We start from the raw sequence: 26,279 nt of genomic DNA on the forward strand, positions 1-26,279 counted from the left end.
TGATTGCTAGTTAGACAGATACAAATATAAACCAAATCAATTGAAAAACGTGAGAACGCCGGGTTCTCACGTTTTTTTTATTTCTCATGGCGACCTTTCTTTCGAAAGAAAAGTAGTCCAGCAATTCCAATGACCATTATCCCAACAGCTTGCATCAAAAAGGATAAAAGACTATTTTCGCCTGTTTTGGGTAAATAGCTATTGTCAGCTGCAGTGTATGATTTGATCTGTTGCTTATGATTTAGTCGGGTATTTTCGCGCTCTTCAGTATTGTCAAAGTTTTTCTTAGATAGTTCTTTAGGTCTTTGTTGAACAAGTTTTTTTCTGATCGATTTGACTCTAGAAGGAGTGTTGCTTTTCTGTTGTCTATGAATGCCGTTATCCAAATTTTTCGTTGTCGTTGCTTTAGATGACGGAAGGGCTGCAATCTGTTCTTTTCCGTTAGGGTGAACAATCGTCATTGCTTTAGGTTCAGCATTGACAGGAATTCCAGGTTGCGGGAATTCCGTTTGGTTTAAAGGTGTCGGTATCTTACTAGGTACAGCCATCGGAATTTTCATCGGAACCAGAAATTCCTGCTTTTGGTTGATTACAGTTGGCGTAGCACCAGGTACAGCATAAGGCACTTTATTCGGCACCAAAGAATCAATGGGTACTAAAGGAGCAGGAATTTTCTCAGGTACAGCCATCGGAATTTTCGTCGGAACCAGCAATTCCTGTTTCTGGTTGATCACAGGTGGTGTAGCACTAGGTACAGCATAAGGCACTTTATTCGGCACCAAAGAATCAATGGGTACTAAAGGAGCAGGAATTTTCTCAGGTACAGCAATTGGAGTTTTCGTCGGAACCAGCAATTTCTGCTTCTTGTTTATGAGAGTTGGCGTAGCACCAGGTACAGCATGGGGAGCGCTCGTAGGTATTACCTCTTGTGCCACTTTACCTGAAGGTTTTGGAACAGCAGGCGGGACCGCTTGAGGCGTTTTTATGGGTTCTATAGTCGATGCAGGTTGCTCGGGTTCGTCAGGTTTCATTTCTGGAACGGCAAATGGTTCTTTTGAGGTAGGAATAGTTTGCTCATTTTGTTTTTTCAGCGCTGGTATCTGCTGTGGTTGACATACTGGTTGTTTTTGTGAAGGAACTTGCATAGTCGGATGAGGAGCGGGCTCCTGTGTAGGTTTACTTAATTGCTCGTTTGCAATCAGTTGCTCCGCATATTCCTTGGGAACGACTTTGCCTTCGTCATACCAATAATCACCATCTTTTAATAAGACGTGATGAGTGATTGGATCGGTCAAAAATGATGCGCTTTTTTCCTGTGCGAAGCAGGTTTTAACAGTGAAGGTTCCTAAAATTGCGGTGGTCATTAAACTTGTTACGATTTCTTTTTTCATAATCTTCTCCCTTACATTTCTTTCTCAGACAAAACTAAGACATATCAATACAAGAATCATTACTAACCAATCCATCTTCTCATGCTCCTTATGTGGTATTAGAAGAAGACGATTGGGCAGCAGCGTTTCCTTCTTACCTGCAAGTATAAACAAAAAGAAGCGAGTGAACGCTTACGTCTAAAATATAAGACCAAATAGCTACTGAAGAATTTCCCTGAAAGAAAAAAGTAGGTGGTGGTTGAAGAAATTTCATTTCATGATTGCGCACGCTCGATTTTAATAGGAGATTTTCATTCCTTTTTTCACAGAACGTTCTGGGAGCTTTTCGAGCCCTTTTTTTCGTCGGTAAGAGTTATTTTAGACAATATCGTGAAAAACGCCCAAATTATTTTTGTTTTTTTTATTTTCTCAGGTGAAAAACGGGGTTGAAAACAAGAAAAAACAACATCATCGTTTTTCTCTCCTGTTGCGTAGAAAGAGACAAATGTAATCGTATTCATTATGTTGATTAATTATAAGGAATAAGATGCTTTTTTTGATAAAAAATGATAACTTTTTATCGTTGTGCACCCGTTTATAAGATAAATATAAATAATATGTGCTTGTTTATAAAATAAATGTTTTATGTTTTGTAACGTTAATTTCAGTTTTTTTTTAATTATTTATCGTGTTTATAATTTGTTGTAAAGAAATAAATTTGCTAGAATTTTGGTAAACAGTGTGTTTGTTTAGTTATTTAATTTCTAAGTTTCACAAGTGCGTTCTAAAATGCTGTGAAACGATTTGAACAAAAATCACTGGGTTTTTCAGAAAGCATGCGAAAAAATCTTCGCTTTGCGATCGGTAACTTTTGTTTTCTCTCTATGCCTTTGGGTGTTGGGTTGAAATAGATTTTCATCTGGTTTAAAAGGGGGCAGGAATCATTCCAGAGATCATCAGTTTTATCTTTTGTCGGTTAAATTTTTTCGAACAGGAGGAGAATGAATGAAAGGCATTAATTACAAAAAGCTCATGGATTCAAAGAAAAACACACGCGTTCGAACAAAGAAAAACATTATTGCGAATTTAACTGTCAGTGGGATGCTGTTGACGAGTACGGTGGTCGTGCCAGCAAGTTTGTTATGGGCACCAACGACGGTTGAAGCTGCTTTGGTTTCAGCTGAACTTTTCTCAGATATCACAGCGTCTAATAACTCAGGCACGAGTGCGTCTGCACCTTATGCAACGCCTGGGGCAACGAACCAAGTCAATTTATCGATTTCTGGATCAAATGCAGTAACGGTTGATGTCTTGAATGGGGATAAAGTCGCAGTTGTTGGGGTTCCTCAAGGGCTTACTGGTTTGGTTCAACTCGCAGGAAATGCGTCGATTTCCACCAATGTGACACTACAACTGGGGAATTTCCCAGCCTTGCAAACCTTGATCGGGACAGTCACACCAGCAGTCAATACCTTGATCAGTACGGTGGATGGGATCGTCAATCAAAATTTAGCTGACGCATTGGATATTCCGCCAACAATCCTACCCGGCGTACCAAATCCGTTGTATACGGCGGCTTCAATCGTGGATGTCAGCCAAGTGATCTCCGTCAACTTAGCTGAAATTACGACCCAGTTAGACTTATTAAATCAACTTGGACAATTTGGCCAAGCGAATTTTGAAGTTCCAGCTGGATTAACCGAAAACGAACGTGCCCTGATTGCCAATGTGGATGATGGTTTATTTATCGTTGTCAATCAGCGCATCAATCAAATTCTTGATAATTTACAAGCGGCACAGATTCAAGTCAGTATTCTAGATGGTGCCAGTGGAATTCCTGGAATAAGCACATTAATCGGACAAATCAATACACTGGTTCAAACAACAGTCAATACCGCCAAAGCGACTTTAAATGGCACGGTTGAAACTGCTCAAAATGTCTTGAATGCTACGACAGATCTAGCAGATCAAGTCGCTTCTGCTTCTGTTTTAGGTCAAACAAACGTGGTGATTCCAACGAATGTTACCAGTCCGACCTATGCACAATTGGTTGAAAATGGTGTGGCGAATCCTTCCACTCCTTACGAAGCTCGCTTCGAAGCAACGATGTCTCAGCTTGACCTCATCACCATTGATTTATTTACGGATGCTGACGGCAATAACTCGATTTGGTTTGCACCAGACACACCAGAAGATCAAACCGATACACCAACGATCAATCCACTGACAGCAGGGGAAACGACGATCAGCGGAACAGCTGAGCCAGGCGCAGCCATCACATTGGCGATCAACGGCGGTGCACCTATTACCACAACCGCAGATGGTGACGGCAATTGGACGACCGATGTCCCTGAATTGGTAGAAGGTGATACAGTCACAGCAGTAGCGGAAGCGGATGGGGAATCAGCGAGTGAACCTGCGACGGCAACGGTAGCAGCACCAGTGGTCAATGCCCCAACGGCTTCGATTACAGGAAACAGCACCGATGGGTATCCTGTGACGGGGACAGCCGCAGCAAATGCAGCCATTGAAATCACCAATGCCGAGGGTGAAGTCGTTGGCACTGGCACGGCAAATGAGAACGGCAACTACAGTATCACGTTGAACCCAGCAGATGTAGCAGAAAATGAAAACTTGAATGTTGCTGCAATCGTTACTGCTGGCGGTCAAACGTACCGCAGTGGCAATACGCCAATCGTCGTTCCAGCAGACGATGCCGAGCAACAAACGGGAACACCAACGATCCAACCAGTGACTGCCGGGGATACAAGCGTCAGCGGAACGGCTGAGCCTGGTGCCTCGATTACTGTGACCGTCAACGGTGCAGATCCGATCGTGACGGAAGCCGATGAAGAGGGCAATTGGCGTGTTGATGTGGACGAAGTGTCAGAGGGCGATACGGTTTCAGCTGTCGCCGAACTAGAAGGACAAACACCAAGTCAGCCAGCAAGTACCACCGTGTCCGCCTTGACGGTCAATGCCCCAACGGCTTCGATCACAGGAAATAGTCAAGAGGGCTATCCAGTGACTGGAACAGCTGCACCAAATGCGGCCATTGAGATCACCAATGCGGATGGCGAAATTGTCGGAACAGGTACTGCCAATGAGAATGGCGTTTATACGGTGACGTTAGATCCAGCGGATGTTGCCGCGGAAGAAACCTTGAATGTGACGGCGGTTGTGACCGCTGGCGGCGAAACCTATCGAAGCAACCCAACACCTGTTGTGGTGCCTGCAGATATCCTGCAGACGGAAACACCAACGATCGATCCAGTCAGTGCTGGAGATACAACTGTTAGTGGGACAGCCGAACCGGGGGCCACGGTAACGATCACGCTTCTCCTGAAGGCGACCCAATCACGGCTGAAGCCGATGATGAAGGCAACTGGGAAGCAACGGTTCCTGAATTGGCAGAAGGCGATTCCGTGACGGTCGTAGCTGAGTCTGAAGGCAAAGATCCGAGTGCCCCAATCACCGTTAGTGTAAGCGGTTTAACCGTGGCGGCACCAACGGCTACGATCACTGGAAGTAGCACAGATGGGTATCCAGTAACGGGAACAGCGACTGCCAATGCAGCGATTGAAATTTTGAATGAAGCAGGCGATGTCGTTGGTAGTGGAACAGCCGATGATGAAGGCAACTTCACGATCACCATTGATCCTCAAGAGGTGGCAGCTGGCGACAACTTGCGGGTGGAAGCGATCGTGACGGCTGGTGGTGAAGACTATCGCAGTACAGGCACACCGCTTGTAGTTCCTGCAGATGATGTAGAAAACTTGACGGAAACACCAACGATCAACCCAGTAACAGCTGGGGATACGACTGTCAGCGGAACGGCTGAACCAGGGGCACAGTGACGATCACGCTGCCTGAAGGCGATCCGATCACGGCAGAAGCCGATGACGAAGGCAATTGGGAAGCGACGGTTCCTGAATTATCAGAAGGCGATACGGTAACAGTCGTTGCCGAAGCTGAAGGCAAAGATCCAAGTGCACCGATTACCGTGACCGTTGATGGTGTTACGGTCAGTGCACCGAGCGCTTCCATCACAGGCAATAGCACGGATGGCTATCCAGTCAGCGGAACAACGACACCGAATGCGGCAATTGAGATTTTGAATGAAGCAGGCGATGTTGTTGGTAGCACGACGGCGGATGACACGGGTGCTTATACCGTGACCCTAGATCCAGCCGATGTGGCGCCAGAAGAAGCCTTGCGGGTAGTGGCAGTTGTGACAGCGGGCGGTCAAGACTACCGCAGTAATGCCACACCAATCACCGTACCAGCAGACATTGAACAAACAGGGACACCAACGATCGATCCGGTCACAGCAGGGGATACCACGATTAGCGGAACGGCAGAACCAGGGTCGACGGTTACTGTGACGATCACCGATCAAGAACCAGTAACGGCTGAAACGGATGACGAAGGAAACTGGCTTGCAGAAGTGCCGGCAGTCTCTGGTGGCGATACAGTTACGGTCGTTGCGCAAGCCGAAGGCAAAGAGCCAAGCGCGCCAATCAGCGTTGGAGTCGCAGGAGTGACCGTAGCAGCACCGACAGCGATCATCAGCGGCAATAGTACCGATGGCTATCCAATCACGGGGACTGCTCCAGCGAATGCAGCGATCGAAGTACTGAATGAAGCAGGCGATGTGATTGGTACTGGCACAGCCGATGGGGATGGAAACTATACGGTAACCATTGCACCAGCCGATGCAGCACCAGAAGAAACCTTGTCTGTCGTTGCGATCGTAACAGCTGGCGGGGATGAGTACCGCAGTCCTGTCACACCAGTGACGGTCCCAGCAGATGAGCTTGAACAAACAGCATTACCAACCATCGACCCAATCAATGCAGGGGACACGACGATCAGTGGGACTGCCGAACCAGGCGCTACGGTGACGGTAACGATCCCAGGTGAAGAACCTGTGACTGGTGAAGCCGATGACGAGGGCAACTGGACGGTTGAAGTTCCTGAAGTTTCTGAAGGAGAAACCGTCACAGTGGTCGCACAAGCACCAGACAAAGACCCAAGTGCACCAATCAGTGTTGGGGTCAATGGATTGACGATTGCTACGCCAACCGCGACGATCAGTGGCAATAGTACCGATGGGTACCCAGTAACGGGAACGGCACCAGCCAATGCAGCCATCGAAATCTTGAATGCCGATGACGAAGTAGTAGGTACTGGCACTGCCAATGACGAAGGCCAATATACGATCACGTTGACGAGTGATGATGCGTCTCCAGCTGAAACCTTACGGGTGGTGGCGGTACTCACAGCCGGTGGTCAAGATTACCGCAGTGCGGCTGCACCAATCACAGTACCTTTGGATCAAACTGCAGTCCCAACCATTGAAGCGGTGACAGCCGGCGACACGACCATTAGTGGTACGGCTGAACCTGGCGCGACAGTCTCAGTCACGATTGGGGACGCAGAGCCAGTCACTGCCGAAGCAGATGACGAAGGCAATTGGACGGCAACGGTGCCCGAGGTTTCTCAAGGAGAAACAGTTTCCGTGGTAGCGACCCTCGATGGGGAAACACCAAGTGATGCAGCAACAGTCGTCGTAAATCCACTTAGTGTGGCGACACCGACAGCAGCGATCAGCGGCAATAGTACCGATGGGTATCCAGTTACAGGAACGGCCACGCCGAATGCAGCGATTGAGATCTTAAATGCAGCCGATGAGGTTGTCGGCAGTGGCGAAGCAAATGGGGAGGGTACCTACAGCATCACCTTGAGCAGTAGTGATGTTGATCCTTCAGAACCACTTCAGGTGGTAGCAGTGGTAACAGCTGGCGGCGATGAATACCGCAGTGCGCCGCTTTCCATCGTGGTCCCAGCAGACCAAACGACCACACCAACGATCGATCCAGTGCAAGCAGGGGATACATCTGTTGGAGGAACTGCCGAACCTGGTTCAACGGTGATGGTAGCGATTCCAGGAGAAGATCCAGTGACTGCCGAAACGGATGAGGAAGGCAATTGGACGGTCACCGTACCAGAGCTTTCAGAAGGCGACACGGTCACAGTGGTTGTGGAAGCTGAAGGCAAAGACCCAAGTGAACCAATCAGTGTCGGTGTCGGTGCCTTGAACGTGGCAGCACCAACGGCAACGATCACTGGCAACAGTACTGACGGTTATCTAGTTACAGGGACAGCACCAGCCAACGCAGCCATTGAGATCTTAAATGATGCGGGTGAAGTGGTGGGCAGTGGCACTGCCAATGGAGACGGTGAGTATACGATCACCTTGACAGAAGGTGTTTCTCCAGCAGAAAACTTGCGAGTGGTGGCAGTGGTAACAGCTGGCGGTCAAGAATACCGCAGTCCAGCAACTACTATCGTGGTGCCAGAAGACAACGCAGAAGACCAAACAGCAGCACCGACTGTCGCACCAGTGGTTGCTGGGGATACAACCGTTAGCGGAACGGCTGAACCAGGAGCAGAGGTAACCGTTGAACTGCCAAGCGGTGATACTGTTACTGCAACAGCGAATGACGAAGGTGAGTGGACGGCAACTGTGCCGACGGTTTCTCTAAATGATGTTTTGACAGTTACTGCCTTGGCAGACGGCAAAACAGAAAGCTTACCAGTAACAGTGACGGTGCAAGGGCTGATCGTGGCAGCACCAACGGCAACGATTTCTGGCAATAGTTCAGATGGCTATCCAGTAACTGGTACAGCACCAGCCAATGCGGCAATCGCAATCTTAAATGCTGATGATCAAGTGATTGGCAGAGGGGCAGCCAATGAGAATGGCGTTTACACCGTTACCTTGACCAGTGAAGAGGCATCAGCGGGGGAAACAGTCCGTGTTGTTGCCATCGTTTCCGCAGGTGGGGATGACTTCCGTAGTCAACCAACGATCAATCCAGCAGTGGCTGGCGCAACAGAAATCAGCGGAACAGCCGAACCAGGAGCAACAGTCAGCGTGACGGTCGGTGAGGAAGACCCAATCACCGCTGAAGTTGACGATGAGGGCAATTGGCAAGCTGAGGTACCAGCGCTTTCCGAAGGAACGACTGTTACGGCAGTGGCAGAAATAGAAAATGAAACACCAAGTACACCAGCAACGATCACGGTCGGGGCATTAACGGTGACAGCACCTAGTGCGACCATCAGCGGCAATGCAGCGGATGGCTATCCAGTGACTGGAACAGGACCAGCGAATGCGACCATCGAAATCTTGAATGAAGCTGGCGAGATAGTTGAAACGGGTACGACCGATGATGCAGGGCTTTACACGATCAATTTGACCAGTGAAGACGTCTCTCCTGAAGAAAACTTGACGGTGGTTGCGGTGGTCACAGCTGGTGGCAAGGATTATCGCAGTCCAGCGACACCAATCATGGTGCCAGCTGAACCGGGTGAAAATCAAACAACGGCACCAACGGTTGATCCAATCAAAGCAGGCGATGAAACAGTTAGCGGAACCGCCGAACCAGGCTCAACTGTAACTGTAACACTACCGGATGGCACAGAAGAAACCGCCGAAACAGATGACGAAGGCAACTGGAGTGTCGATGTGCCAGAATTGTCTGAAGGGGATACCATCACAGTCGTCGCAGACAGTGACGGCAAAGACCCAAGTGATCCAATCACTGTCATCGTTGAAGGAGTGACTGTCGCAGCACCAACAGCTTCCATCAGCGGCAATAGCACGGATGGCTACCCAGTGACTGGTACAGCACCAGCCAATGCAGCGATCGAGATCTTGAACGCAGCCAATGAAGTCGTTGGAAGAGGCACTGCCGATGGAGACGGCAACTATACAGTGGCCTTAACTGCTGGAACTGTCGATCCAGAAGAAACCTTAAACGTCGTTGCCATCGTTACAGCTGGTGGGAAAGAGTACCGCAGTAATCCAACAGCGGTCATCGTACCAGCAGATACGGTAGTGGATCAGACAGCAGCACCAACGATCGATCCAATCACGGCGGGGGATACCAGCATCAGCGGAACGGCTGAACCAGGTTCGACCGTGACGATCACCGTACCAGATGCGGAACCAATCACGGCTGAAACGGATGACGAAGGCAATTGGACGGCAGAAGTACCAGAAGTTTCTGAAGGCGATGCAGTCACTGTTGTGGCACAATCACCTGACAAAGAGCCAAGCGCTCCAGTCACAGTTGGTGTAGGTGCATTGACGGTCACTGCTCCTAGTGCAACGATCACAGGCAATAGCACGGACGGCTATCCAGTAACGGGAACGGCACCAACCAATGCCACCGTACAAATCTTGAATAGCGATGGACAAATCGTCGGTTCAGGAACTGCAGACGCAGAAGGAAACTACAGTATCACTCTTGAACCAACAGCTGTTGCACCAGCGGAAAGCTTAACCGTCGTTGCAGTTCTGACAGCTGGCGGCAAAGAATACCGCAGTAACGCGACACCGATCGTGGTACCTTTGGATCAAGAAGAGCAACAAACTGCAACACCAACGATCGATCCAGTCAAAGCTGGCGATACGACGATCAGCGGGACTGCCGAATCAGGTTCAACGGTGACGGTAACGATTGGTGAAAATGAACCGATCACGACCGAAACGGACGAAGAGGGCAATTGGACAGTCGAGGTACCTGAAGTTGCGGAGGGTGATACCGTCACTGTTGTGGCACAATCACCTGAAAAAGATCCTAGCGCGCCAATCACAGTGAGTGTGGATGGCATCACGGTTTCAGCGCCGACCGCGTCCATCACTGGCAATCCAGAGGATGGTTACCCAGTGACGGGGATGGCAGCACCAAATGCAGCGATTGAAATCATGAATGAAGCGGGAGAAGTCGTTGGATCAGGCACTACCGATGAAAATGGCAACTACACGATCACGCTTTCTGGTGAAGCTGTTTCTCCTGAAGAATCACTGAACGTCGTTGCGATCATTACCGCTGGTGGCAAAGACTATCGGAGTAATGCGACACCAATCGTCGTGCCCGTTGAGAATACGATCGATCAAACCGCTACACCAATCATCGAACCAGTCACAGCTGGTGACACGACCTTCACTGGTACTGCTGTAGCGGGAGCGATGGTCACCGTGACGGTAACAGGAGAAGAAGCGGTTGAAACCGAAGCAGATGAAGCAGGAAATTGGTCAGTGGACGTTGCGGAAGTTTCTCGAGATGAAATCGTAACAGCAGTGGCGCAAAGCGAAGGAGAAACCGCCAGTGAACCAGCAACGACCGTTGTTAATGGCATCACGGTCAACGCACCTTCAGCATCCATTACTGGGAATTCCCAAGAAGGCTATCCAGTAACTGGGAACGGGCCTGCCAATGCAGCGATTGAAATTATGAATGAAGCGGGGGATGTCGTAGGAACAGGCACTACCGATGAAAATGGTGACTATACGATCACATTGACTAGTGAGGATGTCGCACCAGAAGAAAACTTATCGGTTGTGGCGATCGTCACTGCTGGCGGGGATGACTACCGCAGTAACGCGACACCAATTGTCGTACCTGTCGATGATGAAAGCATCAAGACAGATACACCAACTATTGACCCAGTCACGGCTGGTGATACAACGATCAGCGGAACGAGTGAGCCAGGTGCTACGATCACCGTTACCATCAGCGATCCGTTAACAAGTAGATTCCTGACCATCTTCGCGGCTGAAGGACCAATCACAACGATCGCCGATCAAAATGGCGACTGGCGTGTTGAGCTATCCGCGGAAGCGACGGAAGATGAAACCGTTACGGTTCTTGCTTTAGCAGATGGCGAAACCCTGAGTGATCCGACGACGACCGTAGTCGATGCTTTGACGGTTGATGCACCGGTTGCTACGATCACTGGCAATCCTACCGATGGCTATCCAGTCTTCGGGAATGGACCAGCCAATGCGACGATCGAAATCTTGAATGAAGCAGGTGACGTTGTTGGAACTGGAACGACCAATGGAAATGGTGCGTTTAGCATCACATTAGATCCAGAGGATGTTTCACCAGAAGAAACCCTTGATGTTGTGGCGATCGTAACAGCAGGTGGCAGAGAATACCGCAGTGCTGCAACACCAATCGTGGTACCAACGGGTGACAATGGCACGGATGGTTCAGATGGTACTGACGGCACGGACGGTACCGATGGCACGGATGGCACCAATGGTTCTGATGGTACGAATGGTACCGACGGAAGCAACGGCGCTTGGGGCAACTGGAGCAATTGGGGAAACAATAATTGGAACAGCAACAATAACAACCAAAGCTGGTGGGGAAGTAAATTCTTACCGAAAACGGGATCAGAAGGAACTTGGTATGCTTCAGTGATTGGAGCAGCAGTCTTCGTTGTCGGAGGAATCGGCTTGTTCTTCAAAGCAAGAAAGAAAAAAGACCAGCAAAAATAGCATCACTTTACCAGCGGAGTGGACATCCTCCGCTGGTATCTCTAGTGAATCAAAACGTTGAAGCATTGATCATCGTTTCGTAAAGAAAGGGTTAGAAATGGTATGGAAAGCAGAAGGAGGGGAAAACGCTTTTACAAATGGACGATCGCTCAGTTGATTTTCTTGTTGACCAGCATCAGTTTCGTCAATTTGTATCTATTAACAACGACCAAAGAAGCCGAGGCGGCTGTGAACGTATTAGATGTGGAAATTTTAAGCAATTTGACGAGTGCCAATACAAGTGGTACTTCAGCAAGTGCACCGTGGCCAGGCAGTGTGACAAATCGACCAGTGACTTTTTCGATCAAAGGGAACGGGGGTTTGAACGCTTCTGTCAATGTCAACGGTGAGGATAAATTTGCTTTGTTGGCGATCCCCGTAGAGTTGAGAACTAGCATCAGTGCCAATGGATCAGCAGCTATCAAAACGTCGACCACAGTCAATATTGCCAATGTCCCGCTTTTGAATGCGATCTTAACAGCGCTTGATTCCTTGACCAGCTCCTTAAATCTCAATCTCGGGATCGTGCAAATCGATTTAACGGCTGTCAATCAGCAAATTTCCTTGCTAAAAACCGTTGGTAATTTAGGAAATGTAGAAATAAGCAGTCCGTTGCAGTTCACCACCCAAAGAGAAGCGTTGTATGCCAATATGAGTTCGAACCTCGGTGTCGTTTTAGGAACCAATGTCCCGCAAATTTTACGGAATTTAAGCACGGCGATTCAAAATACCCAGATCCGAGTGATCGGCATCGATATTGGTGGCGTCGTTCGTGCATTGCTGCAAGGGTTGCTGAATACCCTGCTTAGCACCGTAACGTCAGCGTTGAACAATTTGGCAACCGTTCAAGAACAAATGGCGGATGCAGCTGTTTTAGGAGCAACGGATGTTCAAATTCCGACGCTACTTTCGGGTCCAGGACAGTTGTCCGCAAATTGGACCGCCAATTTTTCGGCTTCTTTGTTGAAGGCAAAGCCGACGGACATCAATCTCTTGAACTTTAGTGCGCTAAATATCAGTAGTCGCCAAACCATGATTTATTTCATGGTCGAAGCACTGACGATGGATCGGACGAATCTGCCGACTCAGCTGAATTTTGGCCGACATGCCATTCAAACGAAAAAGAGTGAGACATGGCGGGCAACCGCCAACGGCGACCAAAGCGCAGCAGCTACAACTGGGATTTTACGGATCAATGATACCCGCAATCGTCAGAAAAAATGGCAAGTCAAGGTCAGACAATCCACCAATTGGGTCAATGGTACGCGAACATTGCCAGCTGCCGAATTAAGGGTTCAGCTTGGAACTGTCAATTCGTCATTTACAGACGGTCGAGTGGTTTTACCTGATAATGCAACGATTGCCCTGCAGCAAAATGTCGAAAAAAATGTGGTGACGTTGGAAAATGCGGCATCGACTGGTGGACTGACTGTTAATTTTTCCCAGTTCAATTTATTTGTACCTGAGAAAACACCTAAATTTCAAGGTCAGTATCGCGCCACAGTCGTGTGGACCGTTTCTGATACACCTTGAAAAGGAAGAGCAGAATGAAAAAAAATTCCCTTGTGCTGCTTCTGATTTTGATGATCGGCAGTTTCTACAGTATCGTTCCATCAGCAGTAGCCAATACGACGACCGGCAACATTGAGTTTTATGAAGGACCAACGGAAACAGCTAGCAGTGATTCCATTGATGAAGAAATTGAACCACCGACCAGTCAAGAAACGGTTACTAACGCAGAAGAACCGCTGCCACAGCTTGCAGAAACCAATCACTTTTGGCTGCCCGTAATAGGCGGATTCTTCATTAGTCTGACATTGATCATTTTCATCAAAAAAAGGAGGATGGCAAAATGATTTCAAAGAAAACGATAATAGGCGCATTGGGGGTATTGACTGCCCTTAGCATTGGTGCGACAGTGCAAGCAGATGACACGACCGGTGTCGTAGAATATACCTCTGGGGGCATCGTGTTTGACCCGGATAAAGGCGGGAGTGATCCCAATACGCAGCTACCAACGAATTTAGATTTTGGTGCCCATGAAATCCAAACAGAAAATGCCGAAACATGGGTGGCTACTACGGATGGAACTGGACTACCTGGGGATGGGTCAACGCTGCAAAGAGGGGCAGTTGCGGTCAGCGATAACCGAGGACAGGCGAACTCTTCTTGGGCGATCAAAGTACGGCAAGCAACCCAATTTACGGCAGGAGACAGCACGTTGGACGGTGCGGTATTAACGGTAGATACGGGGACGTTGACCAATAACTTGAGTTCGCCGCCAACAGGAACCAGTGATATTGCCAATGGCGAGCTTGATTTTGCGGCGATCAACAATGAGTATGCGCTCTTGACCGCCAATGCTGGCGAAGGGATTGGTGAAACGTCGATGCCTTTAGAACAATTTACCCTTTCGATCCCAGCCAATACGGAAAAACAATCAGCAACCTACCAAACGACCCTCGTTTGGACGATCAGCAGTGCACCGACGACCCCATAGGGCAGTAGTCATTGCGTAACAGTTAGCAGAAAAAAAGCAGCTTGCCTGAGCGGCTGCTTTTTATGCTAGCTGATTTTTCTTTCCTATTTTGTGTAGAAAGGATCTGACAGGATGCATCAGAAGAAAGTTCGAGGCAAAGGATTTCAGTATTGGGTAGTAAGTATTCTAACGGTCTTATTTTTCATTGGTACGAGCAGTACGGGGTCAGCAGATTCGCTTGATACCTTCGATGTTCAAATCAAATTGCCAGAGTCACAGCAAGACAAAGAGCTGATGTACTATGATTTGTTGCTGGAGCCCAAGGCAGAAGAAAAACTAGCGGTCATGGTTTCCAATAAAAGCGAGCAACCAATCAATCTACAGCTATCCTTTAATCGAGCGGTCACGAACATGACGGGTGTCGTTGAGTACTCTGGGGCAAATGAAGAAGCAACGCCTTCTGCTCCATACGCGATCGAAGAACTCGTCACCTTAAGTGATGAAACCCTTTCGTTAGCCCCTAATGAGCAAAAAGAAATCACCTTGACAGTCAAGATGCCATCTGAATCCTTTGATGGGATTTTGGCAGGGGGACTATACGTCCAGCAAACCGGCAGTGAAGAATTTCAAGGTAATGTCCAAAACCTACTAGCCAGAGAAGTGGCGGTGTTGCTCCGTAACAAAGAGACCGACATCCCACTAGCGGTCCGGATTGAGGAAGCTCATCTGGAAGAAATCAATCGCCGCAATGTCATCATCGTAGCGGTGGAAAATACAGCGGCAAATTATCTTAGCAAGGCCACGCTTGCTTATGAAGTGTTTCATGATGGACAAGCAACAGCGATCAAAGGGGAAAAAGAGGTCCAATTAGCGCCCAATGCGTTAATGAATTACGCACTGCCATTAGATGGAAACGAACTGCAATCAGGAGAGTATGAAATAAAAACGACCCTCAAAGCAGCTGATCAACAATGGCAAGGAGAGCCCACTTTCCAAGTTGAAAGGCAAGAAGCGCAAGAAAGAAACGAGCAAGATGTCAGTATTGAAGAAACCTCTTCGCCGATCCTTCTCTATTTATTGATCGGTGGTGTTTTATGTCTGATCATCGCCTATTTGATTTGGCATAATCGTAAGCTGAAGCGAGCATTGAATAAAAGTGATGATTAGCAGGTAGTGGAAATCAACGGTGGTTGCAGGAAAAGTCTACTATTATAGTAAAAAATGTTTTCAAATAGCTAAAAGCAGTACCACTCATAAAAAGAATCAGGAAAGAAAACCATTTATCATTGAGAATAAATGGTTTTTTCGTGTTCCGCACGTTTTGTTGAGAACAGTGAAGAGGGAATTTTGACATTCACCAATAGGAGTTCATGTCATCACTGATGAATAATTGTTCTTCAATCATTGAAAGGAGAGAAGCATCCAGTGGAAAATAAATAACGTTTGTGATGTTGGGTTCTGATCGTTTTTTTTCACATGAAATTATCATAAAACTTTACATAATAATGTTTCCGCTTCCCTTAAATTCTTTCATAGATATTGTTAAAAAAACATAATATTTTTCTGTTGGCTACGCTTACTCCCTTATAAAAGCTTTAAGAAAACTCTTTAGCGTGTCTTTTTATCTATAATAGGTTTAGACCAATTACAGCGTCTTTTCTTACTTTGTTTTTAATTTAAACTACCTTTTTTGCATGAATGTTTCGTTAATTCGTTTGAAAGTGCAAGCAGGCATTTTTGATTAAGAATACAATTAGAAATGATGCAAAAAGGAGAATTAAGATGTCTGCAAATTTGAGCAATTTCGCTGTTTATATAGTAGATGACAACTTTTTTAATGGGAATTTGATGAAGAAAATGATTACGGAAAGTCGTGTTCCGCATTCTTTAGTTGAGATTCTTTCACCTGAAGAATTAGCCCCTTTTCTTGACGGATACCTAACAGATGTGAACGATCTCTTCTTATTTTCCATCGAAATGAAAGGATTTGATCGAAGTTTTCAATTAGCAGGAAGCTTGAGGGAACAATGCAAAAGTGTCAAATCGCTTTTTATGGTGCCTATGCCTCCAAAATCGAAATCAAGAAGCTGAATCTTATCTGTCCTTTAGGGATCATCGATACAAAAGAAAAGGAGGTGGCAATGCAGCTAAGAAATTTATTAACGGAAGCGATCGAAGTCAAACGATCTTTACTCGGAAAAAAGCACTTATTAAAAATCGTCAGTAAAAGAGAGTTGATGGTGGTTGATGCAGAAGCAATCAACTATATTACAACGATCAAAGGAGAGCGAAACCGAATCGCTTTTCACCAAAAAAAATCGATCGAATTCCTCGAAACTTCCTTGAAGGTGATCAAACAATTAGAGCTGCCAGAGTATTATAACGTCTTTAAATCCTACATTATCAATGCGCGACAAATCAAAATGATCGATCGAACAAACAATGTTTTGTGCTTTTTTAATGGAGAAGAGTTAGAAGTCGGGAAAAAAATCCGTAAGGCAATCAGTTAAAACTACATACATTTATTGGAGGAAAAAATGAATAAGAGAAGCAAAAGAATTCGTCATGGGATCGTTGTTACCGCACTAGGAATCACTCAAGTGATCACTCCGATCATGGCGATAGCGGAAACAACCGAACAAGAACAGACCGTCAACACGCTAGACAAATCCGATCAACTACTAGAAACGATGACTGAATCGACAAATGATGCTAACGGAAACGAAGCACAAGCAGCTGAGGATGCTGAAACAGATTATTCTTCCGAAGCGAACAAAGAGGAATCATCAGCTGGTTCAGAAAACACGGAACCAAGTGAAACGACCACATCGGCTTCCTCAAATATAACGGAAGATTCTAGCCATGCGAGACAAGAAAGTTCTTCAACATCCGATTCAAAAGAAACCAAAGAAGAGCAACACACACCTCGTGTCAGCACGCGCATCAATGACCAAGAACTTTTGGAAAAAGGTACCCTGCTGACCATTGCTGGCGAAGAATTCAGCCGAACGGCAGAAACACGAATCTTAAACAATAGTCCAGTGAAACTGAAATTGGATTTTGAAATCAATGACAAAGATTATTTCGCTGGCACCACTGCTGTTTTTGACTTGCCGCAAGGCCTTGGCTTTAGTGATGTGCAAGGAACCAATGAAGCGATCAATGCATCGTGGGCTGTAGATAGTGCAGCTCATCAACTGATGATCACGTTTAATCAATCGGTTCATGATGCCTCTTTTTCGATCGAGTTGACTAGTTATCTATATTCAGAAGATAAGCCTCAGCTAACGATTGAGATCGGCGATCAAAACCAGACAAGCTATGCGATTGATTTGTATGAAGAGGTCGATCCGATTCAATATGTGTCAGAAAAAAATGTCTTTGGGATGGAAGGAATGGTCTACTACAATACCGATCGGACATTATCTGGAACGGAAACTCTTTCACTGAATTTGGTTGATACGCCGGGGGCTTCCTTCAAAAAGATTGAGACCCAACCGTTAAAAGTTTTCAGCTATGAGGTGGATATCAAAGGAAAGATCAAACCAGAAACACAGACAGCATTAGTCGAAGGGACGGACTATACAATCACTTCAAATAGTCTTTACAATACTGCCGTTGAAGTCAAACAGATGGACAAACAAAAGGCTTATGGGGTTTCTTATCAATTCACCATGAGTTTGACCGAGCTGACGGAATATACGCCTTCTTTTTCAAAAGGGTATCCAACGACCGGATTTGGTTCGGTACAGCTAAAACAAACAACTGCCCAAAACAGAGGGTTTTCCTTTATCGCAAAAACCAGCAAAGATGAAAAAGAAGTCGATTCTAGGTATTATATGGGGGTTGCTTCTGCCAGTTTTATGAACGGCCTTTCTAAAGGAAACTACTATGTATCAATTCATCAAATGCCGACGGAGATGAAAGCTGGTCAACAAATCATCCTTTCGAGTCAAAACGGACAGCCGATCACAGCGAAACAGTTAACAGCAAGAGACGCCTTTTATCAAAATGTGACTTTTTCGGATTATTTTTCTGTCGAAAATAATGGGGACAAACTGATTGTGACCGCTACAAAAGACAGCAATCTCACTCTTGGTTCCACGAACATAACCGTACCCTTTGATCAGAAAGATATCATTCTTAATGTCTCGACACCGTTGATCGCCAATAGAGAATTCAAAATCGTTGAAGACAACTATGTCGAACCAATCAGTGTTCTTAATCCCAACAATGCTGAAACGGCTTGGGGAAATTATGATCAAAATGGTGCTTACATGAGTGATACTTCCATCAACATCGAAGGCAGTAACTCACAACCAATCGAAAATTTGCAAATGTTTATTAAACACCCAGAGTATCTTTCTTTGAGAAAGGTACCAAAAGTTAGTTTTTACTACACATTAGGAAAAGATTATACGATTGAAGAAGTAGCAGGCGGAACGATGGTCACTTTTACGTCGCCCATTACCTATTCCGTTCAATTTGATATTGGCTTCAATTACGTGCCAGACAGTTTAGCACCGACAAAATCGATTCCTAATGATACAATTCCAATCACGATTTCCGCAACGGGACTTGACACGGTTCACACCTCCGTCTATACCGGTAGGAAACTGTACTCTGAACGCACGCTCCAAAGCAGTAAGAATCAGTTTTTAGTCAACGCGCGTCAAGATACCATCAGTGATTTGACCGTTGAAACTCATGTACCGAAAAATACCGATGTCGTGTTTTCGATCATCGATGTTTCCAATGAACAAGTCAGTGGTATTTATCCACAGTATTGGGATCGTGGCTATTATGATAACCAAGCCATGAAGGAAAGCGATCCGAATTATCCAACGATCACCCATGATGAAGAAACCAACTATTATACCTTTGATTTTGGGACGACCAATCGACGCTACATTATTGCTTATCAATACGCCAATGGATGGCAGGAAATGAGTACGATTTATGTACCTGGTTATGCAAAAGAACCGTTATCTAATAATCAACAAGGCACAGCCACAGTTTCAGTATCCAATACGGCGACAGATATTATTGGCATTACGCAAAATACCGTCAATAATACGAAAAACATGACGCAGGTCAAGGTCACGACAAAAAATATCGATGATGGCTCGAAAAAAGTAGCAAATCCAACGATCCTTCTAAAATCGTTAGGGAACACCAATGGCGAAATCGATTTAGGATCGATCACTGTTTCGAATGTGCCAGATGACAGCTATGAAGTCAAAGAAGTTGATGGGAACGTACAGCTTGTCTTTTCAAACTATGTTCTAACGAAAAATATCGAAATCAGTTACAACGTCCTTTCACAAAACGCCGGCCAAATCTCAGCCTCAGCCACGATCGTTTCTGATACGATCGATACCTTGTCGGAAGCCAAACGGACGGCTACCTCGACGGTGGCCAATCTGCAATTTTCGGCAGGCGATTCCAGCGGGATCATCTACAAAACCAATGCGACGCTTGATGTTTATAATACCGAAGAACCAACTGAGAAGATTGCGGGGGTTACTTTGACGCTTTGGAATCAATTGACAGGAGATATCGTTTCTGTCGTAACGGATGAAAATGGAGAATACCAATTAACTGATATTTATACGGGGAACTATACGCTTTATGTTTCCTACGTCCCAGAAGGTTACGTCATACCACAGGAACTTCAGCTTGGTAAAGAGGTGCAAGTGAATCGGACGGGCAATCATCTTTCTGTCGGTATCACACCAGAAGAAGACTTGTCGACGATCGACGCCAAAGATAGCACGATCTACGTGGGAGATGAATGGCATGCTGAAGACAACTTTGTTTCAGCGACAGACAAACACGGCAATGCGTTGACTTTCTCGGAAATCACAGTCAATGGCGAGGTCGACACGACAAACGTTGGCACCTATGAAGTCAAATACATCAATGGCAGTGTTAGTCAAACAGCGACGATCACCGTGGTTGCCAACCAAGAAACGGTAGCAGCCAAAGACAGCACGTTATATGTAGGCGATGCATGGACAGCAGCTGATAATTTTCTATCGGCAACGGATAAAGACGGCAACGCAGTGACAATCGCAGAAGTGACCATCAACGGCGAAGTTGATACGGACACACCAGGAGAATACCAAGTCATTTATCGCAATGGCAAAGCCGAAGCGACAGCAACGATCACCGTGTTAGCTGATCAAACATCAGTCAAAGTAAAAGATAGCACCTTATACGTCGGGGACGACTGGCATGCGGTGGATAACTTTGTTTCGGCAACGGACAAATCAGGAGCGAATGTACCATTTTCAGGAGTGACAGTTAGGGGATCAGTTGATACTTCCAAAGAAGGTCAATATCCAGTGGTTTATCAAAACGGCAATCAAAAAGCAACAGCGACGATCACCGTGGTTGCCAATCAAGAAACAGTCGTTGCCAAGGATAGTACACTTTATGTTGGAGATTCATGGGAGCTTGCGGATAATTTTGTTTCAGCAACGGATAAGAAGGGACAACCGTTAAGCTTGGCAGAAGTCACCACCAGTGGTGAAGTGGATACGAAAGTACCAGGAGAATACCAAGTAATCTATCGTAACGGCAAAGCTGAAGCGAAAGCGACGATCACTGTTCTAGCTGATCAAACTTCAGTTACAGCCAAAGATAGCACCTTATATGTCGGAGATGACTGGCAAGCAATCGACAACTTTGTTTCAGCCACGGACAAAACAGGAGCGAATGTACCATTTTCAGGAGTGACGGTTAGTGGTTCAGTTGATACTTCCAAAGAAGGTCAATATCCAGTGGTTTATCAAAACGGCAAAGTAAAAGCAACGGCGACGATCACGGTTGTTACCAACCAAGAAACGGTAGTTGCTAAAGACAGTACGATTTATGAAGGCGATGACTGGCAAGCTGCCGACAACTTTGTGTCGGCAACAGATAAAGACGGCAACGCAGTAAAACTGACTGATATCACAACAGTAGGCACAGTCGATAGCGCCACACCAGGGAAATATGAAGTGATTTATCGCAATGGCAAAGCCGAGGCGAAAGCGACGATCACCGTATTGGCAGATCAAACGAGTGTCAAAGCCAAAGACAGTACTCTTTATGTCGGCGACGATTGGGAAGCTGCCGACAACTTTGTCTCAGCCACAGACAAAACGGGAGCAACGGTTGAATTATCAGGAGTAATCGTTACTGGTACCGTCGATACCAATCAAGAAGGCACATACGATGTCACTTATACGAATGGAAAAGTCAGCGCCACAGCGACAATCACTGTGGTTGCTCACGAAGAAACGGTCGTAGCAAAAGATAGTACAATCTATGAAGGAGAGAAATGGCAAGCCGTCGATAATTTTGTCTCGGCATCAGATAAAAGCGGACAAGCAGTCGATTATGATCAAGTATTGATTAGCGGTACAGTCAATACTGATGTGCCTGGAAAATACCAAGTCATTTATCGAAATGGCAAAGCCGAAGCAACTGCCACGATCACCGTGTTGGCAGATCAAACGTCTGTGACTGTGAAAGATAGCGTGATTTATGTCGGTGACAACTGGACAGCAGCCGACAATTTTGTCTCCGCTACAGATCGTGACGGTAAGTCACTCGCATTGGAGCAACTACTGGTGGACGGTTCGGTGGATACGAAGAAAACGGGCACCTATCAAGTCACTTATTCAATCGTAACCGATGAAGCAGCAACTCCTAACTTTTTCGCACGTTTATTTGGTACTCGCTCACAAGAAGCAGTCACCGCCACAGCGACGATCAAAGTCGTTGAAAAAGCAGAAGAACCAGAGGAGGACGATCAGCAGCCAGAGAAAGATGATTCTGACAAAGGGCAACAAAAACCAACGGATGAAGGGCAGACTGACAAACAAACCAAAGCGACCGCAAAGGACAAACGGGTGCTACCAAAGACTGGTACAGCCATCACTCAAGGCTATTCGATTGCAGGAGTGAGCCTTGTTGCTCTAGCGGGGATCGTCTTCTTTCGTAAGAAACACACGAACAAAAGCAGAAAAACGAAATAAGTCGCAATGACTCTAGCAGCGGATATCGTGAAGAATATCCGCTGTTTTTTTTAATACCTGCTGTATTGCGGTTTTCTTGTCCGATAAGCAGCCGTATAAAGAAGATATAAAGATGCTAGCAGAAGATTTACACTATTTTTATTTCTTTTTGCGTATGCTTACGTCATGAAGGAGTGAAGAATATGAATCTTGTTTTAGGAATAATCGGAGTGATCGTAATGATCTATCTCTTTTGGTACTTGTTTGAGGGGGGAGAACGATGAGTAGCTATTTTGTGCAAGGCTTTTTATTTTTACTGATCTTACTAGCAGCAGCGGTTCCTTTGGGCTGGTATATCAAAGAAATCATGCAAGGAAAAACACCGCGGTTTGTCCGCTTTATTCAACCCATTGAACGGTTGACCTATCGAGTGATTGGTTCGGTCAGTAAAAAAGAAATGACCGCCAAAACCTATCTATTGTCCGTCTTGGCCGTCAGTGTCTTTTCCATCATCGGCTTGACCGGATTATTGATGGTTCAGCACTGGTTACCGCAAGGGGCAGCCGTTGAGAATATGTCCTTTGACTTAGCATTGAACACAGCCGTCAGTTTTGTGACGAACACGAACTGGCAAGCTTACGCTGGGGAAGAAGCACTGACCAATCTTTCCCAAGCATTAGGATTAACGGTGCAAAATTTCTTGTCAGCGGCAGTAGGACTAGCCGTATTGTGTGCCTTGATTCGTGGGCTGCAGCAAAAACAAAAACGTACGGTAGGGAATTTTTGGCAAGACATCACCCGTTCCTTGCTCTATATCCTTTTGCCACTTTCATTGATGTTAGCGATCTTGCTCCTGTCTCAAGGTGTCGTTCAAACGTTCAGTAGCGGCGTGGAAGTCAATGGATTTGAGGGAGAATCCTTTTGGATGGCGCTCGGACCAGTAGCGAGTCAAATCGCCATCAAGCAATTAGGGACTAACGGCGGCGGTTTCTTTGGCGCCAACGCTGCTCATCCATTTGAAAACCCAACGATGTTCAGTAATTTTTTAGAAAACTTAGCGATCTTGTTGCTGCCAGCTGCTTTGATTTTTGCCTTTGGCTTTTGGATCAAAGAGTGGAAACAAGGACGTACGATCTTGATCACCGCAACCGTCTTTTTGATCCTGGCTTTTATTGGCGTAGTGATCAGTGAAGCTTATGGACCGCAATTCAGTCAAGTGCTTGGGAATGCCAATCTAGAAGGCAAAGAAGTACGTTTCGGTATCGGTTGGTCGAGTCTCTGGGCAGTGAGTACCACCGCTGCTTCCAATGGATCAGTCAATGCCATGCTGGATAGTTTCACACCACTCGGGGGTGCGATCCCGATGTTCTTGATGCAGCTGGGGGAAATCATCTTTGGTGGTGTCGGAAGCGGACTTTATGGCATGATCGCTTTTCTATTATTGACGGTCTTTATCGCTGGTTTATTAGTCGGACGAACACCTGAATATATCGGCAAAAAAATCGAAGCTTTTGACATTAAAATGACGAGTATCGTTATTTTGACGCCATTGCTACTGACTCTTTTCGGGGCTATGTTGATGACCTTGCATCCTGACATCATGAGCTGGCTAACCAACCAAGGCGCCCATGGCTTTAGCGAACTGTTGTATGCAGCAACTTCCTTCAGCAACAATAACGGGAGTGCCTTTGGCGGCTTGACCGCAGATACTGTTTTCCTAAATAGTTTGGGTAGTATCTTGATGTTCGTTTCACGTTTCGTTCCCATCGCAGCCATTTTATATCTGGCAGAAAACATGGGGGCCAAAAAGAAAACCGTTCGTAATGAAGGAACCTTGTCAACCACGAGTCCAGTCTTTGTCACGATGCTGATCATTGTGATCATCGTGATCGGTGCACTGAGCTTTTTACCAGCGATGGCTTTAGGTCCAATCGCAGACTTCTTTACAACGAAATAGGAGAGAGAAAAAATGAAAAAAATCTATCAATGGGCGATCGGCGAATCCTTTAAGAAATTGGATCCTCGTCACCAAATCAAAAACCCCGTGATGTTTGTGGTTTATTTAGGGGCAATCTTGACAACGATTTTATGTTTTCAAGAACAAACGGTCCCGTTGTGGTTTAGCATCAGTGTGACCATCTTCTTATGGTTGACCTTGTTGTTTGCCAATTTTGCCGAAGCAGTGGCAGAAGGGCGCGGCAAAGCACAAGCGGATAGTTTGAAGCAAGCCAAAAAAGAAATCATGACCTACAAAGTCATGTCCTTGGAAGACGTAGCGAAAGAGGCTTTTATCGAAGTCCGTTCCTCCGATTTGAAAAAAGGCGACTTGGTGTATGTTCCATCTGGCGAACAAATTCCTGCCGATGGGGATGTCGTGGAAAGTGCTGCTTCGGTGGACGAAAGTGCCATCACAGGAGAATCAGCACCTGTCATTCGTGAATCTGGCGGCGACCGCAGTGCAGTCACGGGAGGAACGTTAGTCGTTTCCGATTACTTGGTCATCAAAGTGACCGCTGAAAATGGCCACTCCTTTTTGGATAAGATGATTGCGATGGTGGAAGGGACGCAACGGAAAAAAACACCCAATGAGATTGGCTTGCAGCTGTTCTTAGTGACACTGACCATCATCTTCTTGGCAGTTTCCATCACATTGATTCCTTTTACCGATTTTAGCAGTCAGTTATCTGGTCGGGGAACGGCGATTTCCAGTGTGATCGTGATCGCTTTATTGATTTGTCTCGCACCGACCACGATCGGCGCCTTGATTTCCTCGATTGGGATCGCTGGAATGGGTCATTTGACCAAAGAAAACGTCATCGCCATGAGTGGACGCGCGATTGAAGCAGCAGGAGATGTGGATGTTTTGCTGCTGGATAAAACAGGAACCATTACTCTGGGAAACCGCCGTGCCAGTGAGTTCTTGCCAGTACCGGGGGTCACCGCTAAAGAGTTGGCAGATGCAGCGCAGTTGGCATCTTTTGCCGATGAAACGGCAGAAGGACGCAGTATCGTGATTTTAGCCAAAGAAGCCTTCAATATTCGTGAACGGGAATTTCAGCAAGCCGATGTTCATTGGATCGATTTTAGTGCCAAAACACGGATGTCTGGGATCGACTATCGTGGTGATGAGATCCGTAAAGGAGCTGCGGATACGATCAAGCAATATGTGACGGCAAAAGGGCAGACCTATCCCACGGCATATGACGAGATCGTAGAAAAAGTCGCTAAGGCTGGTGGAACTCCATTGGTCGTAGTGAAAAATGGCCAAGTACTCGGGGTCGTTTATTTAAAAGACATCGTGAAAAACGGGGTTAAAGAAAAATTTGCCGACATGCGCAAGATGGGTATCAAAACGATCATGATCACTGGGGACAACCCTTTGACGGCAGCTGCTATTGCCGCCGAAGCGGGCGTCGATGATTTCTTAGCCGAAGCAACACCAGAAAACAAAATGAACCTGATTCGCGAATATCAGGAAAAAGGGCATTTGGTGGCGATGACGGGGGATGGAACCAACGATGCACCCGCACTCGCCCAAGCCGATGTGGCAATGGCGATGAACACTGGTACGCAAGCAGCCAAAGAAGCGGGCAATATGATCGATCTTGATTCCAGCCCTACCAAATTACTGCAAGTAGTCCAAATTGGTAAACAGCTGCTGATGACCCGTGGGGCTTTGACGACCTTTAGTATCGCAAATGATATCGCCAAATATTTCGCAGTGATCCCTGTTCTGTTTTATGCGATTTATCCAGAACTCGCAGCGCTGAATATCATGAATCTTGGTAGTCCCTTAACTGCGATTTTGTCCGCAGTCATCTACAATGCAGTCGTGATCATCGCCTTGATCCCTCTGGCGTTGAAAGGGGTCAAGTACCAAGAAAAACCAGCCAGCCAAATGCTGCGGCACAATCTGGTCGTCTACGGCCTAGGCGGCATCATCGCACCATTCATTTGCATCAAGCTAGTAGATTTGCTTTTGTCAGCTGTTCTGCTATAAGAAAAATCCATCAGAGTCAAGGAGT

13 protein-coding genes are annotated in these 26,279 nt (G+C 46.4%); 12 read left to right on the forward strand and 1 reads right to left on the reverse strand.

Going from position 1 to position 26,279, the window contains the following annotated elements:
* Window positions 1-77: 77 nt before the first annotated feature.
* Window positions 78-1,391 (reverse strand): LPXTG cell wall anchor domain-containing protein, encoded by a 1,314-nt coding sequence (locus IGK14_RS05475; protein ID WP_438711803.1) that lies wholly within the window; start codon window positions 1,389-1,391, stop codon window positions 78-80.
* Window positions 1,392-2,375: 984 nt separating this feature from the next.
* Between IGK14_RS05475 and IGK14_RS05480 the strand changes: the two genes are divergently transcribed.
* The 12 genes from IGK14_RS05480 (at window position 2,376) to kdpB (ending at window position 26,254) form a co-directional block, all read left to right on the forward strand.
* Window positions 2,376-4,799 carry an adhesive domain-containing protein gene (locus IGK14_RS05480; RefSeq protein WP_438711805.1) on the forward strand — a complete coding sequence of 808 codons (2,424 nt, stop codon included), beginning with the start codon at window positions 2,376-2,378 and terminating at the stop codon, window positions 4,797-4,799.
* The gene (locus IGK14_RS05485) at window positions 4,796-5,227 is read left to right on the forward strand and encodes an Ig-like domain-containing protein (RefSeq protein ID WP_260603259.1); all 432 of its coding nucleotides are present in this window, start codon (window positions 4,796-4,798) and stop codon (window positions 5,225-5,227) included. Before IGK14_RS05480 ends, IGK14_RS05485 begins: the two co-directional genes overlap by 4 nt.
* On the forward strand, window positions 5,224-11,730 hold the full coding sequence (locus IGK14_RS05490; RefSeq protein WP_438711807.1) for an Ig-like domain-containing protein: 6,507 nt from the start codon (window positions 5,224-5,226) through the stop codon (window positions 11,728-11,730). Before IGK14_RS05485 ends, IGK14_RS05490 begins: the two co-directional genes overlap by 4 nt.
* A gap of 102 nt (window positions 11,731-11,832) precedes the next feature.
* Window positions 11,833-13,302: an adhesive domain-containing protein gene (locus tag IGK14_RS05495; protein WP_438711808.1), complete on the forward strand. Its 1,470-nt coding sequence runs from the start codon at window positions 11,833-11,835 to the stop codon at window positions 13,300-13,302.
* A 14-nt stretch (window positions 13,303-13,316) separates the two neighbouring features.
* Window positions 13,317-13,625 carry an LPXTG cell wall anchor domain-containing protein gene (locus IGK14_RS05500; RefSeq protein WP_142962728.1) on the forward strand — a complete coding sequence of 103 codons (309 nt, stop codon included), beginning with the start codon at window positions 13,317-13,319 and terminating at the stop codon, window positions 13,623-13,625.
* On the forward strand, window positions 13,622-14,269 hold the full coding sequence (locus IGK14_RS05505; RefSeq protein ID WP_142962727.1) for a WxL domain-containing protein: 648 nt from the start codon (window positions 13,622-13,624) through the stop codon (window positions 14,267-14,269). Before IGK14_RS05500 ends, IGK14_RS05505 begins: the two co-directional genes overlap by 4 nt.
* A 111-nt stretch (window positions 14,270-14,380) precedes the next feature.
* Window positions 14,381-15,415 (forward strand): DUF916 and DUF3324 domain-containing protein, encoded by a 1,035-nt coding sequence (locus IGK14_RS05510; RefSeq protein ID WP_142962726.1) that lies wholly within the window; start codon window positions 14,381-14,383, stop codon window positions 15,413-15,415.
* Between the two features lie 615 nt (window positions 15,416-16,030).
* Window positions 16,031-16,339, forward strand: coding sequence for a hypothetical protein (locus tag IGK14_RS05515; protein ID WP_438711810.1), 309 nt, complete (start codon window positions 16,031-16,033; stop codon window positions 16,337-16,339).
* On the forward strand, window positions 16,276-16,758 hold the full coding sequence (locus IGK14_RS05520) for a LytTR family transcriptional regulator DNA-binding domain-containing protein (RefSeq protein ID WP_311955104.1): 483 nt from the start codon (window positions 16,276-16,278) through the stop codon (window positions 16,756-16,758). The genes IGK14_RS05515 and IGK14_RS05520 overlap by 64 nt, the downstream gene beginning before the upstream one ends.
* A gap of 27 nt (window positions 16,759-16,785) precedes the next feature.
* The gene (locus IGK14_RS05525; RefSeq protein WP_438711812.1) at window positions 16,786-22,275 is read left to right on the forward strand and encodes a bacterial Ig-like domain-containing protein; all 5,490 of its coding nucleotides are present in this window, start codon (window positions 16,786-16,788) and stop codon (window positions 22,273-22,275) included.
* Between the two features lie 259 nt (window positions 22,276-22,534).
* Window positions 22,535-24,211: a potassium-transporting ATPase subunit KdpA gene (gene kdpA, locus IGK14_RS05530; RefSeq protein ID WP_010747901.1), complete on the forward strand. Its 1,677-nt coding sequence runs from the start codon at window positions 22,535-22,537 to the stop codon at window positions 24,209-24,211.
* 12 nt (window positions 24,212-24,223) lie between these two features.
* Window positions 24,224-26,254, forward strand: coding sequence for a potassium-transporting ATPase subunit KdpB (gene kdpB / locus IGK14_RS05535; RefSeq protein WP_438711814.1), 2,031 nt, complete (start codon window positions 24,224-24,226; stop codon window positions 26,252-26,254).
* Window positions 26,255-26,279 lie beyond the last annotated feature (25 nt).

This window comes from Enterococcus sp. DIV0970a, from assembly GCF_051711265.1.
Classification (GTDB): domain Bacteria; phylum Bacillota; class Bacilli; order Lactobacillales; family Enterococcaceae; genus Enterococcus_D; species Enterococcus_D casseliflavus.

What these genes read in the sequence shown, in the direction of transcription:
- IGK14_RS05505 (WP_142962727.1), top strand. Translation starts at nt 13,622, where the DNA reads ATGATTTCAAAGAAAACGATAATAGGCGCATTGGGGGTATTGACTGCC.
- IGK14_RS05495 (WP_438711808.1), top strand. Translation starts at nt 11,833, where the DNA reads ATGGAAAGCAGAAGGAGGGGAAAACGCTTTTACAAATGGACGATCGCT.
- IGK14_RS05520 (WP_311955104.1), top strand. Translation starts at nt 16,276, where the DNA reads ATGCAAAAGTGTCAAATCGCTTTTTATGGTGCCTATGCCTCCAAAATC.
- IGK14_RS05525 (WP_438711812.1), top strand. Translation starts at nt 16,786, where the DNA reads ATGAATAAGAGAAGCAAAAGAATTCGTCATGGGATCGTTGTTACCGCA.
- IGK14_RS05500 (WP_142962728.1), top strand. Translation starts at nt 13,317, where the DNA reads ATGAAAAAAAATTCCCTTGTGCTGCTTCTGATTTTGATGATCGGCAGT.
- IGK14_RS05510 (WP_142962726.1), top strand. Translation starts at nt 14,381, where the DNA reads ATGCATCAGAAGAAAGTTCGAGGCAAAGGATTTCAGTATTGGGTAGTA.
- IGK14_RS05480 (WP_438711805.1), top strand. Translation starts at nt 2,376, where the DNA reads ATGAAAGGCATTAATTACAAAAAGCTCATGGATTCAAAGAAAAACACA.
- kdpA (WP_010747901.1), top strand. Translation starts at nt 22,535, where the DNA reads ATGAGTAGCTATTTTGTGCAAGGCTTTTTATTTTTACTGATCTTACTA.
- IGK14_RS05475 (WP_438711803.1), bottom strand. Translation starts at nt 1,391, where the DNA reads ATGAAAAAAGAAATCGTAACAAGTTTAATGACCACCGCAATTTTAGGA.
- kdpB (WP_438711814.1), top strand. Translation starts at nt 24,224, where the DNA reads ATGAAAAAAATCTATCAATGGGCGATCGGCGAATCCTTTAAGAAATTG.
- IGK14_RS05515 (WP_438711810.1), top strand. Translation starts at nt 16,031, where the DNA reads ATGTCTGCAAATTTGAGCAATTTCGCTGTTTATATAGTAGATGACAAC.